Genomic DNA, 16446 nt, shown 5'->3' with positions numbered 1-16446 from the left:
CAGCTTCCTCTCTTAATATCATTAAAACGTTATGATACCTCATTATACAATCACTTTGGTAATAACGATACCAAAATCATGTAGCCTATGTGTTTAATTACCTTCTAGGCTTTATGCTAAACGTCAAATGCCAACAGTTGCTAAAAAAGCGGCCTAAAATGCCGATATAAAGTATATAATTATAAAGAAGTAACAGCATACATAAAAGGAAGGATTGAGTTACGTGACTAAAAAAATACAAATAAGCGTAGTAGCAGGAGCTTTACTTATACCAACGATACTAACACCTATTGCAGAGGCAGCACCTACTATGCCAACATCTACGTCATTACCGACAGCCGCGACAATGTCCGCAGACCCAGCTGAGTTAAAGCAACAACTCATTACACTTGTCCATGGATTAACTGAGCTTGCTACAAGAGAGCAAATCACTTTAGCCCAAAGCTATATTACTACTAATCAACTTGACAAATTAGGTTTTACTACCGAAGAAATTGAATTACTAACAGCAAAAGTTACATATATTGATGCGTACTTTACGTATCGTGCCGATATTCAAGCGTTAGGTACAAAGCTTGCGCCTTTATTATTTACACATACTAGCTTAGTAGACGCTTACGAAGCGAGTGGAGTTAAAGCTGCGTACAACGACATTGATACAAAGATGACAGCAACTAATAAAGCATATAAAGATTTTCTAGTTGTAGATAAGGTAACGCCAGCGCTCATTGACCAATTTGTAGGACAGGCACTGCAGTATGGTAATAGTGAGGTCAATCAAAAGAAGTTTTTTGTTGATCAAGGTTTAAATGTTGACCATTTATTACGCGTAGAGCAAGTGGTAAGTGAGATTAAACCAACAATTGATAAATTGAAAACTTTCCATGGGACACAGGATAGTAAAGCAGCAGATGAGCTTGCGCGTGAGATACGTACTGCTTATAATAACACCTCGGTTGAGGGACAAAATGCTATTGCATCTTTTACGATGCCTGGTGAATCAAAACCTGTCTTTACTTTACTTACTCAAACGGAGCAAGTAGCAAGTGAGGTTGAGGCTGTGCGCGTAATGCTCGAGGAGCTAAATACTAAACACTATAAAACGTCAGCTGATTATTTACGCGCCGTGAAAGCAACTGAAGCGGCATATTATCGACTAACACCAGTGGGGCAAGGCTTAATTGATAAGGTGGAGCTAGATGCTTTTGTTAATGAAGCAACCTTTATTGAGGAAGTTGCAAAGTTACGTCCTTCTAACAAACCTGAATACCGTACACAAGTAGACGATTTAGCGAAGCTTGGTGCTAGCATTACAGCACCACGTAATAAAATTGAAGTAGACCGTGCACTCGAAATAATCGGAGCCCAACAACAATTACTAGAAGACGTGCTAGCCGTAGAAAAGGCTATTGCGGCTATTACTTCTATTGATGCGGTACAAGCAGCACGTGCTGATTTCGAAAAGTTAGATAAGGAGGCACAACGTCTAGTTGCTAACGCAAAGGATTTAAGCACATGGGAGCGTCAAATTAAAGCGCTAGAAAAATTAGATAGTCAACTAGAAGCACTGCACCCAGCAGATAAATCATTTGCTACAAAAACATTAAGTGCGCAAAAAAATGTAGAAAAATATACACCAGCTGAACAAGCATTACTAACTTATAACAATCGCTTAGCAACGTTTGTACCGCTTGCACAACTTGATCAAGCTGTCAGCAAGCTCAAACCAACACATTACGATTATGCAAATGAATTGAAAAAATTACGTCAGATGCATAGCGAATTAAAAAATGATATAGCTGAAGGCAATCTTAAAGAAGCGACTGCCAAACGCATTACACAATTAGATAACCAAATTAGTGTAATGGAGGACGAAAAAAAGGTAGCGGCAGATGTTATTAAGTTGATTGACTCACTTGATACATTAGTTAAAGGTGATAAGACTACCTATATTAAGACAATGATTGAAGCGCGAGCTAAATATAATGATTTGCCAACGTCAGCACGTAAAGTAGTAGTCAATAGCAAAGACTTAGCGACCCACGAAAAGGACTATAAGGCTGTGTTACGCGTGATTGATATGATTGATACTATTGACGAAGGCGCTAAAAACTTCACTAGCAAAGTAAAGTCTGCTAAGAGTGCTTACGATAAGTTACCAACTGTACAGCAGGCCTATGTTACTAACTACGCCTTTATCGAAGAAGCCTTAATTTATAGCGATATTATCGAAGCATTAAATAAACTACGCCCTACTACAAAAACTTTCCGTGAAGATACGAAAACCTTGCGAACAACGTATGATGCATTGCAGTCTTCACATCAAGCTAAAGTATTTAACTACGGCAAACTGTTAGAGGCTGAGGGCTTTATTAAAGCGGCAGATGATATGGATACACGTATTATGGCGCTTGAAAATACGCCACCTGAAAAAATGGTAGAAGAAGTAGCGAAACTGGGTACAGAGTATAAAGCGATGGATAGCAATATCAAACGCCTTGTACAAAATGGTAAAGTTTTAACGAATTTTGAGCGTGAAAATAAAGCAGTTATTAAAGTAGTACAGTTAATTCAAAACTTAGATCCAGGTTACCGTGATTATGCTAAGCGTGTGACAGCAGCGCGTAAGGCGTATGATAATTTAACACCGCTATCGAAGGCGCGTGTTACAAACTACAAAGATTTAGTAAGCGTGGAGCCAGTTGCTTATTTAATTGGTGATATTGCTGCGCTCAAGCCTACAAATAAAACTTTTGCGAAGGATGTAGAGCGTTTACGCAAAGCGTATGAAGCATTAACCGAACTAGAGAAGGGGCTTATTACTAATCTTGATTTACTAGTAGAGGCTGAGCAACAACTTGGGCAAGCTGCAGAGGTAATTACACTTATTGATGAGGCAATCGCGGATACAAAACACGAGGACTATATGAAGCGTTTAACAGCAGCGCGCATAGCGTTTGACCGTCTTTCTTCACAACAAAAACGCCTCGTTAGCAATCAAAAAGAGTTAACAGTGCATGAGCGAGCAGTAAAGCCTGTATTAAATACAATGGTGTTAATTGAACGCATTGATCCTGAGATGGATAGTTTCATTAAAGATACAGCAGCGGCACGTAACGCCTATGGCAAGCTCGACCGTACACAACGAACTTTAGTGAGCAATTACGATTGGTTGCAATATCATGAGCCTGTAGCTAAGGTGACAGAGCTTATTAGTAAAATTAAACCTGCAAGCAAAACGTACCATGACGATACCGAAAAATCACGCGCGCTTTACAATGCGTTAGATGATGAGCGTAAGGCGCTTGTACCAAACTTAGACATTTTACTAGAGGCCGAAAAAAATATTGCGAGTGCTTCTGATATTGATGAGCTAATAGCTTCATTACCTAACTCACCAGCCGAAGACTATTTAAAAAATGTACAAACAGCACGTAATATTTACAATGGGCTTTCTGCAGAGCGTAAACGCGCTGTAAAAAATTATTCCTTACTACAAGCCCAAGAGAAAATAGCAAAACCTGTACAGGATGTTGTAAATAAAATTGATGCTATTTTTACTGCTAGAGATATGGCTAAACAATATCAAATTGTAATGAATGCCTATGACAAGCTTGATGGTACACAACGTAAGTATGTTTATAATGCAAAAGTATTTTTAACATTAACAGATGTTATTAAGGTACATGATAAAATTGAAGCACTTAAGCCATCAGACCCTAACTATTTTGGTCTCGTTCAATTAGTGCGTAAAGAGTATAATCAATTAAGTAGTGCAGATAAGCAACGCGTCTCTAACTATAATAAGTTACTTGAGGCAGAGGCACAGCGTGCAACGTTGGATAAAGTTATGGAAACCATTGCACGTATTTCACCAACATCTTCCGATTACTTTACAATGGTAGAAGATGCACAAGCAGCCTACGTATCCTTACCAACGGCGTTACGCAAGCATATTATTAATTATGATAAGCTTGATAAAGCAAATAAGGATGTTACAGCTGCTCGCAAAGTGATTGACTTGATTACGAGTATTGATGAGGATTCGCCGAACTTTGAAAAACAAGTGCTAGCCGCACAAAAAGCATACGATGCTTTAACGTCTGAGCAACGACGTTTAATTCATAACGCCTTTATGTTAGAAGATTATTTAAAACAACTATAATAGAAGAAAGGCTATCTGCGGACAACTCAGATAGCTCTTTTTTTAGCCAGGGGGATGGAATGAAAGTACAACGTTATGTTAAAGAAACTGTTGGTATGATGCTACTAATTATGTTTATGGGGAGCACAATGACTGTGCAAGCAAAGGAATATGAAGATGTACCGCCAGAGCATTGGGCGTATAGCGCGATTAATCGTTTAGTTGCGGGTGGCTATTTAAAGCGCGAGAGTGATTTCTTTGAACCAGAAGCTTTTGCTACTAGAGAAGAGGCAAGCGAAGTTATTGCAACATTAATTGATCGCGAAGTACCTACAATCCCGCTTGCTTTTAAAGATGTTACAGACAAGATGCCTCATTACGAAGCAGTAAAGCGTTTGACAGCTGTAGGTGCTCTACAAAATACGACGCATTTTAATGGCGATAAATATTTACGTCGTAGCCATGTTGCAAAGATGGTAGCTATCGCTAATGAAATGGAATATAATACACCTCACTGTTTAACATATGCGGATGTTACAAAAAATACATGGTCTTATAATTATATTGGTGCGCTTGCTTCAGCAGACATTATGAGCGGAGTCTCTTTACAACATTTTTATCCAGAGCGTTATGTAACACGTGCACAGCTAGCCGTAATTATGGAGCGTGCTATTGATTATAAAGAGCATGTAGACTACCGAGCAGTTTATGATTACCTAAATAAAATTATGCTACCAACTGTTAACTATTCACGTGAGTGGGCAATTGAAATTGCCAATTTAACAAATGCTTATCGTGCACAGCAAAACTTGCCACCATTACACTATGATCGCTCACTTGAACAAATTGCTATTGTCAAAGCGAATGATATGATTCAAAACAATTATTTTGAACATTACTCACCAAGCTATGGGCAACCATGGGATATGGCTACGATTTTTGATTATCAATTTGTAGGGTTTGGTGAAAATATTGCACGCTATTTTGCTACGCCAAAGCATACCGTACTTGGGTGGATCAACTCGCCAGGGCATCGTAAAAACATGTTAAATGAGCATTACACACGTATTGGTGTAGCGATTGCTCAGGATGAAGATGGTAATTTTTATTGGGTTCAGCATTTTGCAGGTAGATAAAAGGGGAATGAGTTAGGAGATTTGTTGGATTTTATGAGAAAAACGTCGAAAATAACTATTACAATGTTACAACAGTGTTACAAACGGGTATAAACATAGAGTGTGAAAAAATAAAAAAGGGCGACAAACGTTGATTTAATAACGTTTGTCGCCCTTTTTTAAGCGTTACACAATTGAAAAGTAATTCGGTGTTTATTTATGATAGTCTATATACAGGTCAAAGAGAGACCGCATAACACAGCAAAATATAAAATTCGTTCATATAATAATTTATTAGTCGAGAGGGGAACATTAACAAGATGAAGAAAAAGTGGTTATTACCAGTATTCGCAGCATTCATGCTATTTACAACAGCACCAGGTGAAGATAATACAGCAGAGGCTGCATCACCATCAGAATTAATCCAAAAAGCTAATAAGTATCAAGGCATTCCTTACCGTTGGGGCGGTACTACTACAGCAGGTTTTGACTGCTCAGGTTTCACACAACGTGTTTACTCAGATATGGGTATTAATATCGGACGTACAACTTGGGATCAACACGCTCGTGGTACAAGCGTTTCAAAGAGCAACTTACAAACAGGAGATTTAATCTTCTTTAATACAGCAGGTCCAGGAAGCTTAAGCCACGTTGGTATTTACGTAGGTAACGGCAAAATGATTCACTCTGGCACAAGCCAAGGCGTTAGCTACGCAAGCATCAACGACCCATACTATTGGGGTAGCCGTTATGCAGGCGCTAAACGTATCACAAACTTTGAAGAAGTAAAAGAAGCTTCAATTGACACAGCTAAATACGCTACACGCGGTGAGGTAGCCTACCAAATTGCAACAGCATTAGGTTTAGATACTTCTGATCCAATCGTAGATAGCACACAAATTAAAGATGTAAAGCCTACTCATGAGTATGCAGGTGCTATCGAAGCAACGCGTAAAGCAGGTATCTTCTCAGGTGATGCTGAAGGTAAATTTAATCCTTCTTCATTAATTACACGTGCACAAGCAGCTAAAGCTTTAACAATTGCATTTGGTTTACAAGATCAAGGCGAAGTTAAAACATTTACAGACGTGCCAGCTGACCATTGGGCATTCTCATATGTTAGCACATTAGCTAACAATGAAATTACTACAGGTAAAACAAATGGTAGCTTTGGTCTTAACGATAACTTAACTAAAGATCACTTAAAACTGTTTATTGAGCGTTCAGTGAAGTAATAGTTCAACAACAGTGATAATTGTATAAACAGTTTTAATGGGAGGGGTGGGGTTGCAATATGCAAAACCCCCTTTTATTTGTGAAAAGGAAGTGTTGTTTACGTAGAGATGAAAATAGCTAACTCAGACAACCTTGGATTTTGGATAATAATAGAATAGGTGAACAACGAGAGGAGGAATTTGTTTTGTGGCGTAAAATGATAAGTTACATTGCAATTATCGCAGTTACTATGGCAGCTTTCTTCACAGCAGCTATGAGCACACAAGCAAGTCGAGCATTTTCAGACGTAAGTGAGTCACACGGAGCTCACAAGGAAATTGAGTATTTAGTAGGTAAAGGTGTTATTAAAGGGTATACAGGTGAAGATGGTTTCGCTATCTTTAAACCAAATAACAAAGTATCACGCGCGCAAGTAGCTAAAATGTTAGTTATTGCTAGCGGTCAAAACCCAGCAGATACAACAGAGTCAAGCTTTACAGACGTAGAAGCTACAAGTGAGTACATTCCTTATATCGAACGTGCCGTTGAATTAGGTTACTTCGAAGTAGAAAAAGGGCAAAAGTTCTTCCCACACGAAGCGATTAAACGTGGCGAAATGAGCTATGCTTTAGTAAAAGCATTTGATTTAGATACAAGTGATTTTGAAGGCGAAGATACAATTTTTAGTGATGTAACAGCCAATCATAAGTATGCAACATCAATTAACACAGTGTATTATAATGGTTTAGCGATTCGCGCTATGAATTTTAAGCCTGATAATACATTATCACGCGCACAATTTTCTTCATTTGTAGCACGTGCAAGCTCTGAGGATTTCCGTTTAGAGTTACCTGTAAAAGGTGAAACAAACGTAGCTGAGAAGCCAGATCCAAAAGAAGTAATTGCAATTGTGAGTTCTACAACACAAGCTGCACCAATTTATGCAGAAACTAAAGTTAATAGCAAAGTGATGGGTAATGTTAATACAGGTGGTAAATTAGCCGTTTATGATATGCAAGATGACTGGTTAAAAATTACGTACAATGGTGAGTTTGGTTATATTCAAAAAAATAACGTAGCGTATGTAGATGCTACAACACGCGAGCCATTAGGCGTTTCGACTAAAAAAGTAAAAGCTAACCAAGATTTAAATCTATACTTTGATGCTTCTTCTTCAAGCAAAAAAATTACACAAGTTGGTGTAATTAAAAAAGGTACTGAATTAGATGTTTATACAAGTAAAGATGGTTACTACCAAGTTGCTTATAAAAATGTACCAGGTTACATTGTAGCTAATAGTACAACAGATATTACACCTGTACAGCCAACACCACCAACAGCAGGACCAACTTCAACAGTAGGTCGTGTAACAGTGGATTATGTTAATGTACGTGCACAAGCTAACAACCAATCAAAACAAGTTGGTCAATTACGCATGGGTCAACGTGTAGCAGTTAATAAAATTTCTGGCTACTGGGCTAACATTAACTACAATGGCCAATCAGCATGGGTATACAAATCATATTTAAAATTATTAAACCAAAACGGCTTACCATTACAAAATCGTATTATCGTAATTGACCCAGGTCATGGCGGTAAAGATCCAGGTGCTGTGTCAAATGGTTATAATGAAAAATCAATCGTATTAAAAGTAGGTAATTTAGTAGGCCAAAAATTACGTGCAGCAGGTGCTGATGTGCGCCAAACACGTACGACAGACAAATTCCTTGAGTTAGGTGAAATCGTAGACTTCACTAACCGTAACGAAGCAGAAATCTTTGTAAGTGTACACGTTAACTCATTCTCTGGACAAAATGCACATGGTACTGAAACATACTACAGCGTTTCAGCGGGCGATATGTACAAAGAAGATCATGACTTAGCAACGTTTATTAATACACAAATTGTTAACAATGCAAACATGTATAACCGCGGTATTAAAACTGCACCGTTCTACGTAACACGCAATGTTATCATTCCAGCAGTATTAGTTGAGCTTGGCTTCATTTCAAATGATAGCGACCGTGCTAAATTAGTTTCTGATAAATATGTAGAAATTTATGCAGAGTCAATTTACCAAGGTATCGTTCAATACTACTCAAAACAATAATACGACAGTAAAAGAGCTCATCGCGATTAGGCGATGAGCTCTTTTTTACTTAGCTTGATTAAATAATGTGCGGTTAACAAATTGTGAAAAGTTTTGACGAGTTACCGCATTATTAGGGCGGAACGAATTATCTTGGTAACCTGTTGTAATGTCTAGAGCTGCCAATGTTTGAATGGCGTTATGTTGTGGATGTGTAGATGGTACATCTGTAAATGTTCGAGTATGTGGGCCAACAAGTTTAAAGCCACTCACTAATGCTTGTGCCATATCACCACGTGTCATAGGAGCGTTGGCATTAATGCGACCATTTTGTGGAGATACGATGCCATATTGTGCTGCAGTAGCTAATACATCGTAACCATATTGACCACGTTGTAAGTCACTAACATTTAAGTTAGCACTACTTGAAGGTGATACGCCTAGTGCACGTAAAACCATTGTAGCAGCTTGTGTGCGTGTAATTGTTTTTGTTGGTGCAAATGTTGTAGCGCTATAACCTGTTACAACACCAAGGGCATGTAAGTTTTTAATATCATAATAAGCGCCGCCACTTTGTGATACGTCGCGGAACATTGGTACATTATTAAAGCGCGCATGCGTGTTACCACCAGCGTAATGGAATGTTTTTACTTCAGCCATTGTTTTAAATTTAAAGCCTACCGTTTTTTGGTCAAGGCGACCTTCTGTAAAGCTTGTACGTACTGTATAAACACCAGCAGGTAAGCCTTGAAGGTAAATTTCAAATTTTTCGTGGTGCTTACTTACGTCACGCTTATCTGCATTATTTTCAGTAGCGTCTGCAGCAAGACCTGGCAAGTAGCGCTGATGGCTTGTACCTACAACTTTACCATTACTGTTTAGCACTTCTACTTTTAATGTACCACGTGCGGGTACATTACCATTATTTTTTACAGTAGCTGTTGAGCGGTAAACAAAGCCTCGTGGTGATACATAAGCTTGGAGACCGTCTGTATAAAGTGATAGGTTGTATTGACGTTTGTTGTTGCTTTGGTTTGGTGCTTTTACCCAGTTTAATGAAGACTTCATAAATGCTTTAGCATCTTCATTACCTTTTTTGTCGTTGAAGGCTAAACCTTTTGAGTTGTCTTCCCAATTATCGTTTGCTTCGACATGAATATAGTCCATGATTTTGTAGCCGATTTGCACAACGCGCCCTTTACCATATTGGATGGCATGTGCTGCACCATACGTATCAGCGTTCATTGTCGCAGACTTATCAGTATAATCATATTTTGAAAAGAATAATACAGGTTGGATATTATTGTTTTTGTTTTGCCAAGGTTTAATGATTTCTACCCAGTTGTGTGATGTGTCGGTCATTGCTAGCTTACGTCCTAGCTCAGCTTGTGCATTTGCTACGATAGGGTGTGTGCTGTTACCAGCTGTTACAGTAGCATTTCCTAATACAACATCATCAATAAAGCGAGATTGGAAAACTTCAGTTAAATTATCCCACTCAAAAATCCAAGAGTCAGTGTGGAAAATAAGTGGTGATACGTCTGGCTGTCCAGCTTTAGGGAAATGAGCCCCTTCATTACGAGCTGTTTGGAATGCAAATACTGCACCGCCACCTGCACGGACATACGCTTTTAATGATTCGCGTTGTTGGTGGTTCATCATTACAGTATACGGGAACACAATAGCATCAAATTTCGTCAAGGTAGTAACATCGCTTAACATACTTTCCGAAACCTTTTCTACGTCATAGCCCATTTGTTTATACATGTGGTAAGCTTTAAGCTCTTTGTCTAGTGTTGAGCTGTAATCTACCTTCGGATACACGGTTTGTACACGATCAGTGTTAGGGCTAGTAAATTCTCCACCAGGATGTGTTGTGTTGGCGTATTTTTCGCTGCTCTCAGAAAACATAATACCAATCTTCTCTGCGCTAGCATTAGCAGTTGGTAAAAATGAGAACATGAGTACAACAAATAAAGCAATTGATAATTTCTTCATAAACTTCCTCCAATATGGGATTTTTTAGAACAGACCTATTATAGCATGAAAATATAAGGTATCGTATAGGTCTTACAATATGTGTTATAATGAAAAAAGTTTTGTGAGTTTAAGTACGAAGCGATAAATTTTAAGCTGCGAGGAGGTAGCACATCTACATAAGATGTGAAAAACATGAGTTATTTAAAATCAACATTGGCGAAGATGAACAAGATTGATACATTTTCTCCGTATTTCTTTTTACCATTTATTTTAGTATTGTATTTCTTTACAAGTTTATTTGACTTCCATCGATTTGAATTATTTAATATTTCTTATTCGATTTGGCCCGCTGTAATTACAGCGCTACTATTTTATTATATTGGTGTTTATATTGTAGATAAAAAAGGGTGGACATTTCCTACATTTGGCCTTGCAGCGTTAGGAAAATATGTTGTGCACTTTATTGTGGCATTAATGGTCATTGGTATTGTAGCTTATGGCTTTATGATTGTACAAAATGGTTTAGGGATCTCAGACGAATCCGTACGCCGTGGTTTAAATCCTAAGTTAATGTTCTTTAGCCATTTACTATGGTACGGGGCATTATTATTGCTCTCTTACCGCATGGTAAAAGAAACAAGCATGACTTGGAAGAAGGCAATTGTTTATGCAGCAGCATTTGCTGTTATTATGTTCTTATTCCTATTAATGGGTTACCGCACGCCATTAATTTTAATGTTATTTACAGGGATTATTGTGTTCCATTATACGGTTCAGCGTATTAAGCTATCATGGTTCTTAAGCTTCTTATTAATCGTAGGTATTTTATTCTCTATGTTTGGTTTCCTACGTGTTGTAACAGAGGATACAACGAAGGAGTTTAACAATCGCGATCAGCCTGATATTAGTGAAATGAAAGAAGAAGAAAAAGAAAAATTATTAACGGTTGAACAACAAGTTAACTTAACACCAAAATGGATTCGTGGTTTAAATGGTGAGAGTGTAACAGGACATATTGTATTAAGTAAAATTATTGAGTATACCGATAAAGAGGGTTACCTTGGTGGCGAAATCCATGCGGGTGTCTTTAGTACAGTACTCCCAGGTGAGCAAGTATCACCACGTATGAAAGTAACAGAAGTTGTTAACTCATTAAGTGTAGAGGATGGTAAGTTTATTACACGTCCTAACCGCACAACAACGCCAACATTTATTGGACAGCTATTTTTAGATGGTGGGTACTTACTAGTAGCATTAGGCTTCCTATTATATGGTGCGATTGTATCGCTCGTTTATAATAAAGTGAAGCAAGCAGGTATGCACAGCTTCCATACGGTGGCTTATGCATTTGTTATTACGATGTTTACCGTATCTATGCACACAGGGTTACTTGATTTAATCTTTGTGTTGATGCTAGGCTTTGTGATATTAGCGTCCGCTATTATTAAAACGCCTGATACAACAGGTCGCATTAAATTTGATATTCGTAACTAATAAAAAGCCTTTGAAATCAATTTGATTTCAAAGGCTTTTGTGTATTATTTTGTTGTTGGGATAATACGTACATTTGCTTTTGGTGCGTAGATTGGTGCTGAGTGAAGTTTGTCTGACAGCACTTCGTACCAGTCAGCAATATTATCACTAGTAATCGCTACTGGCATACCAGCGCGTTTGTATGTGAAGAATGGTGTGTTGTTGTTCATTGTTGCTACTGTACGAACAGGTAGGGCAGATGTTGTTAAGCCAAGCGTGTAAGGCTGGTTAGCATCTTTAAAGCCCATTGTTTTTTCGGCACGGTAATAGTGACCTGCAATTTTTGCACCCCAGAATGGATCAGAAGCATATTTCATATTAAAACCAACTGCTTTAGAGCCTACAGCACCACCGTTAGCGTAAGGGCCTGTTGGTGTTAAGTAGTTAGGTTGTAAAAACTTATTAACAAGCTCATCAATGTTAGCTTCAATTGAATTGAACTTTTTATTAAGTGGGTTTGTATCATAAACATACAGACCAAATAAATTGTTTAACTCTTGTGCATGCTTACTCATACCGTAGGCACTTTCGTGTTGTGCTAATGATAGGATAAGCATTGCGTTAATTTGGTATTTTTGTTCAATACGTTTTAATGGCTCACCAAGACCAATTAATTTACTGCGTGATGCAATATTTTTTTGTTGAGCACCGTTTACCCAAATGCCGCCGCTAGCATCTAAAGAGCGTAGCATTGTCATAATGTAAGCATCTAGCTCAGCTGCAGTGTAGTTTGTTTTTGTACGTGCAGGTAAAAATTGATAGTAGTTATATGCTTCGGCTGTAGTGCCGCCGCCTGTAAAGTTCATGCCGTTCCAGCTATAATAGCGCTCGCCAGGCTTCATGAAGTCTGGTGCTTTACCAATCGTATATGAAGCGTAGTATTGGTTAGCTGAGTGTTTGTATAAATAATGTGTTAGCTCGCCGTTAACGTTAGCATAATACGCACGACCTTTAGCTAATGAAAATGGATAAAGTGTAACATCATTTAAACTTACTGTACCGATTTGACCTGAAAGACTTACTTTAGCATTAACACCATCACTACTAATAAATTCTAGCTCTGTGTTTTCGGCTACTGCTAACTGATCATTAATTGTTTGTGAACGGTATGGGATGTATTTATTTGTAACAGCAAATCCTGATTTCATTTCGATGATACGGTTGTTAAGTGTTACGACTTGATTAGCATTTGCCATCGCTGCACGTGCTTCAGTTAATGTAGGGAAGCTTGATTTAGCGATTAATTGACCATGCTGTACTTCTTTAACTACATACTTACCTGTAATTGCAGGAGGTGGTGTAGGTTTTTCACTTGGCTTAACTTCAGGTACTTCAAGTTTTGGGTCAATAACCTTTACAGTACGAACAATAAATGTTGCAGCTTGTGCAATCGTTGCGTTGTCCTGTGGCATAAAGTAACCTTTTTTACCTTGGATAATGTTAAGTGCAGCGCCAACAGCTACTGCATCTTGATAGTCAGCTAAAATTTTATCAGCGTCTTCAAAGGCTAGTGGTGCTGTTTTTAGCGGAACTTTTTTGTATTCGAGCATACGGTTAAGCATAACCGCCATATGGACACGTGAGATAGGTTCGTTTGGTTTGAACGTGTTATCCGTGTAGCCTGTAACAATGCCAGCCTCAACAGCTTTACTAATATCGCTGTAGTTTGTAGCATCTTTAGCTACGTCGGTAAAAGTAGCATCGCCCTCTGTTGTTAGGTTTAAACTTTTTGTAATGAATGAAGCAAATTGTGCGCGCGTGACAGGTGACGTTGTGTTAGTAGAAGGCGATAACGCATTAATATTAATTAAATAATTAATCCCCTCTGTGTGTGAGTTGACCGTAGCAGCTTTTGCGGATGTACTACCAATCGCCAAAAAACCAAGTAATAAAACGAATGTGAAGAAGTAATTACTAAATTTCTTCAAACAAAACCCTCCCAATATATAATTACTTTAATAGTAACATACGATTTAACGCGAATGACACATTGCAATCGTAATATAAACAAATTGCCATAATTGTAATATAGCAATTGCAAGTAGAGTTTGTTAGTGTAAATAGTAGTGTGTCTAAGAAAGGAAGGAAGTAGAAAAAATGAATACGTTTTCGAAGATGTTGTCCGTTGTCGCAAGTGCGTTTGTGCTAGCTAGTCCCATTAGTGCGTCTGCATTTCAGTCCACTGAAAAGGAATATCCTCTCGCAGAGGACATTCAATATAAACAATACAAATATTACGATAATGGTCAGCAATATATTAATCATATTGCGGTTGACGTTACACCAGGTAAAACTGAGGTGCAACTTGGCTTACCAACGCGTATTAATGGTAAGGAAACAACAACTTCACTTGCAACGCGTAACTCACGTGATGGCAATCGTGTAGCAGGTGCTATTAATGCGGGCTTCTTTAATATGGCAGAGGGCTTTCCGTTATTTTTATTAGCGTATAAAAATACGATTGTTAACGGTGGCGTTGTATCCAAGGGCTCTGACGAGTATTTAAATGTACCAACAGCATTTGGTATTGATAAATCAGGTAAGGGGCTTATTGATTTCTTTGATTTTAAAGTGAGTTTAACGAGTGGCGGTGTCACAAATGAAATTACAGGTATGAACCGTCAACGTAATATTTACGAATCTATTATTTATACTCCGCAGTTTTATAAAAGCTATACTGATACAAATGAGTACGGCTTTGAGATTGTCGTAGATACAGGTAAGGAGATTAGCTCTAACTACTTTGGTCAAACCTTAACAGGTAAAGTAACACAAATTAAGCCGTATGGTTCAAAGCAACGCTTAACGATTCCGCGCACGGGTTTTGTTGTGTCACTGCAAGGCTCTGATTGGTTTAATAAGTACAAACATATCCAAGTTGGTGACGAGATGACGGCCAATTTCCAAATTGACTCGAAATGGCACGGCGCAGATTATATTATTGCGAGCGGTCCAATGCTTGTGCGTGATAGCAAACCGTATGTCATGATGAGCAGCTCAAGCCCACGTGCACGTGAGACAGCACCACGCACAGTTGTCGCAACTAGTAATGGTGGTAAACAAGTTCATTTAATTACGATTGATGGCCGTCAGTGGCATAGTAAAGGTATGAATATGACACAGCTCGCAAATTATTTAGTAAAGCTTGGCATGGAGTCGGCAATTAATTTAGATGGCGGTGGTTCAACGACAATGGCAGTACGTAATCGCTTATCATTTGATAGCCGTATTGAGCTTGCTAACTTGCCATCAAATGCAGGCAATGCACAGCGTCAAGTTTCAACAATTTTACAGGCTGTTTCTAAAGAGCCAACAGGCGCGGGTAGCCGTGCGTGGATGGAAATCGACAAAGATATACCATTAGTAGTAGGTGCTAGCTCATCCGTTAAAGTAAGCGCTGTTTTTGACAAAAACTATAATCGCTTGCCGCATGATAAAGGTATCACCTTATCATCACAAAATGGTACGCTCGCAATTAATGGCACAAGCTATAAGGCAACAACTGCTGGTGATGACCGCATCTTTGTATACCATAATGGTACACAAGTCGAGTCCTTCCCAGTAAAGACACTAGCAGGCCCTACAACAATGGCCGTACAGCCAAGCGCGATTACGATGAGTGAGGGGCAACAAGTTAAATTTAATGTCGTCAATGTATTAGACGACAATGGACAAAAGATTGCGTATGATGAAAGCGCGATTGAATGGTCAACAACAGGTGATATTGGTGGTGTGGCAAGCAACGGTACATTTACTGCACGTACACCAGGGGCATCAGGACAAGTAATTGCTAAACTAGGCAATAAACAGGTAGCTGCAAATGTTACGGTTAAAAAGCAAGGACTATTTACGGACATTCCTGTAGATTATACCTACGAAAAGGAACTTGCGTATTTAACAGATAATAAAATTATTAATGGTTATAGTGATGGTAGCTTTAGACCAAACCAATCATTAAGCCGTGAGCACGCAGCACTGATTTTAAGTAAAGTGTTACAACTTGATACATCAACGATAGAAAACCCGAACTTTGCGGATGTACCAACAACACATGCTTACTATAAAGAAATTGCAGCCTTAGCTAACGCTGGTATTATTTCGGGCTCAAATGGCAAATTTAATCCTAAAGGTACGCTTACACGTGCACAGATGGCAAAAATGATTAGCCTAGGCTTTGAGCTAACTGACGGCGTGGCAAAAGACTTTAGCGACGTAAGTGAAGATGATTGGTATTATGAGCACGTGCAAAAAATGGCGGCACATAATATTACAACGGGCTATGGTGATGGTACATTTAAACCAACAACAGCTATCACACGTATGCACTTTGGCTTGTTTGTTTATAAGGCAATCAATATGGAAAAATAATT

The 16446-nt window shown here is 38.5% G+C and carries 8 protein-coding genes; 6 read left to right on the top strand and 2 right to left on the bottom strand.

Annotation, left to right across the window (positions count from 1 at the left end; translation table 11 throughout):
* The first annotated feature begins 223 nt into the window (after positions 1-223).
* From CH76_RS03815 to CH76_RS03800, 4 genes are all read left to right on the top strand, one after another.
* Positions 224-4165, top strand: a complete 3942-nt coding sequence (locus tag CH76_RS03815) for a hypothetical protein (RefSeq protein ID WP_036143172.1) — start codon at positions 224-226, stop codon at positions 4163-4165.
* Positions 4166-4224: 59 nt separating this feature from the next.
* Entirely contained in the window at positions 4225-5280 is a 1056-nt protein-coding gene (locus CH76_RS03810; RefSeq protein WP_036143169.1) for a CAP domain-containing protein, read from the top strand.
* A 299-nt stretch (positions 5281-5579) separates the two neighbouring features.
* Positions 5580-6494, top strand: a complete 915-nt coding sequence (locus CH76_RS03805) for a C40 family peptidase (protein ID WP_036143167.1) — start codon at positions 5580-5582, stop codon at positions 6492-6494.
* Between the two features lie 185 nt (positions 6495-6679).
* Positions 6680-8584 (top strand): N-acetylmuramoyl-L-alanine amidase, encoded by a 1905-nt coding sequence (locus CH76_RS03800; protein WP_235190343.1) that lies wholly within the window; start codon positions 6680-6682, stop codon positions 8582-8584.
* Positions 8585-8629: 45 nt separating this feature from the next.
* Here CH76_RS03800 and CH76_RS03795 read toward each other — a convergent pair whose 3' ends face one another.
* Positions 8630-10561 carry an S-layer homology domain-containing protein gene (locus CH76_RS03795; protein ID WP_036143163.1) on the bottom strand — a complete coding sequence of 644 codons (1932 nt, stop codon included), beginning with the start codon at positions 10559-10561 and terminating at the stop codon, positions 8630-8632.
* Between the two features lie 174 nt (positions 10562-10735).
* On the opposite strand from CH76_RS03795, the gene CH76_RS03790 reads away from it, so the two are divergent.
* Entirely contained in the window at positions 10736-12037 is a 1302-nt protein-coding gene (locus CH76_RS03790) for a membrane protein (protein ID WP_036143159.1), read from the top strand.
* Between the two features lie 44 nt (positions 12038-12081).
* Here CH76_RS03790 and CH76_RS03785 read toward each other — a convergent pair whose 3' ends face one another.
* Positions 12082-14004 carry an S-layer homology domain-containing protein gene (locus CH76_RS03785; protein WP_051910224.1) on the bottom strand — a complete coding sequence of 641 codons (1923 nt, stop codon included), beginning with the start codon at positions 14002-14004 and terminating at the stop codon, positions 12082-12084.
* Between the two features lie 169 nt (positions 14005-14173).
* Here CH76_RS03785 and CH76_RS03780 point away from each other — a divergent pair, with 169 nt between their 5' ends.
* A complete protein-coding gene (locus CH76_RS03780) occupies positions 14174-16444 on the top strand; it encodes an S-layer homology domain-containing protein (RefSeq protein WP_036143157.1) in 2271 nt (756 codons plus the stop codon).
* Positions 16445-16446 lie beyond the last annotated feature (2 nt).

The organism is Lysinibacillus sp. BF-4, assembly GCF_000743635.1.
Taxonomy (GTDB): Bacteria; Bacillota; Bacilli; order Bacillales_A; family Planococcaceae; genus Metalysinibacillus; species Metalysinibacillus saudimassiliensis.
Note: the sequence above shows the minus strand (reverse complement) of the source record. Positions and strands in the feature narration are given on the sequence as shown.

Excerpts from the sequence above, each read along its gene's own strand:
- CH76_RS03810 (WP_036143169.1), top strand. The coding sequence starts at position 4,225 with ATGAAAGTACAACGTTATGTTAAAGAAACTGTTGGTATGATGCTACTA.
- CH76_RS03805 (WP_036143167.1), top strand. The coding sequence starts at position 5,580 with ATGAAGAAAAAGTGGTTATTACCAGTATTCGCAGCATTCATGCTATTT.
- CH76_RS03795 (WP_036143163.1), bottom strand. The coding sequence starts at position 10,561 with ATGAAGAAATTATCAATTGCTTTATTTGTTGTACTCATGTTCTCATTT.
- CH76_RS03790 (WP_036143159.1), top strand. The coding sequence starts at position 10,736 with ATGAGTTATTTAAAATCAACATTGGCGAAGATGAACAAGATTGATACA.
- CH76_RS03780 (WP_036143157.1), top strand. The coding sequence starts at position 14,174 with ATGAATACGTTTTCGAAGATGTTGTCCGTTGTCGCAAGTGCGTTTGTG.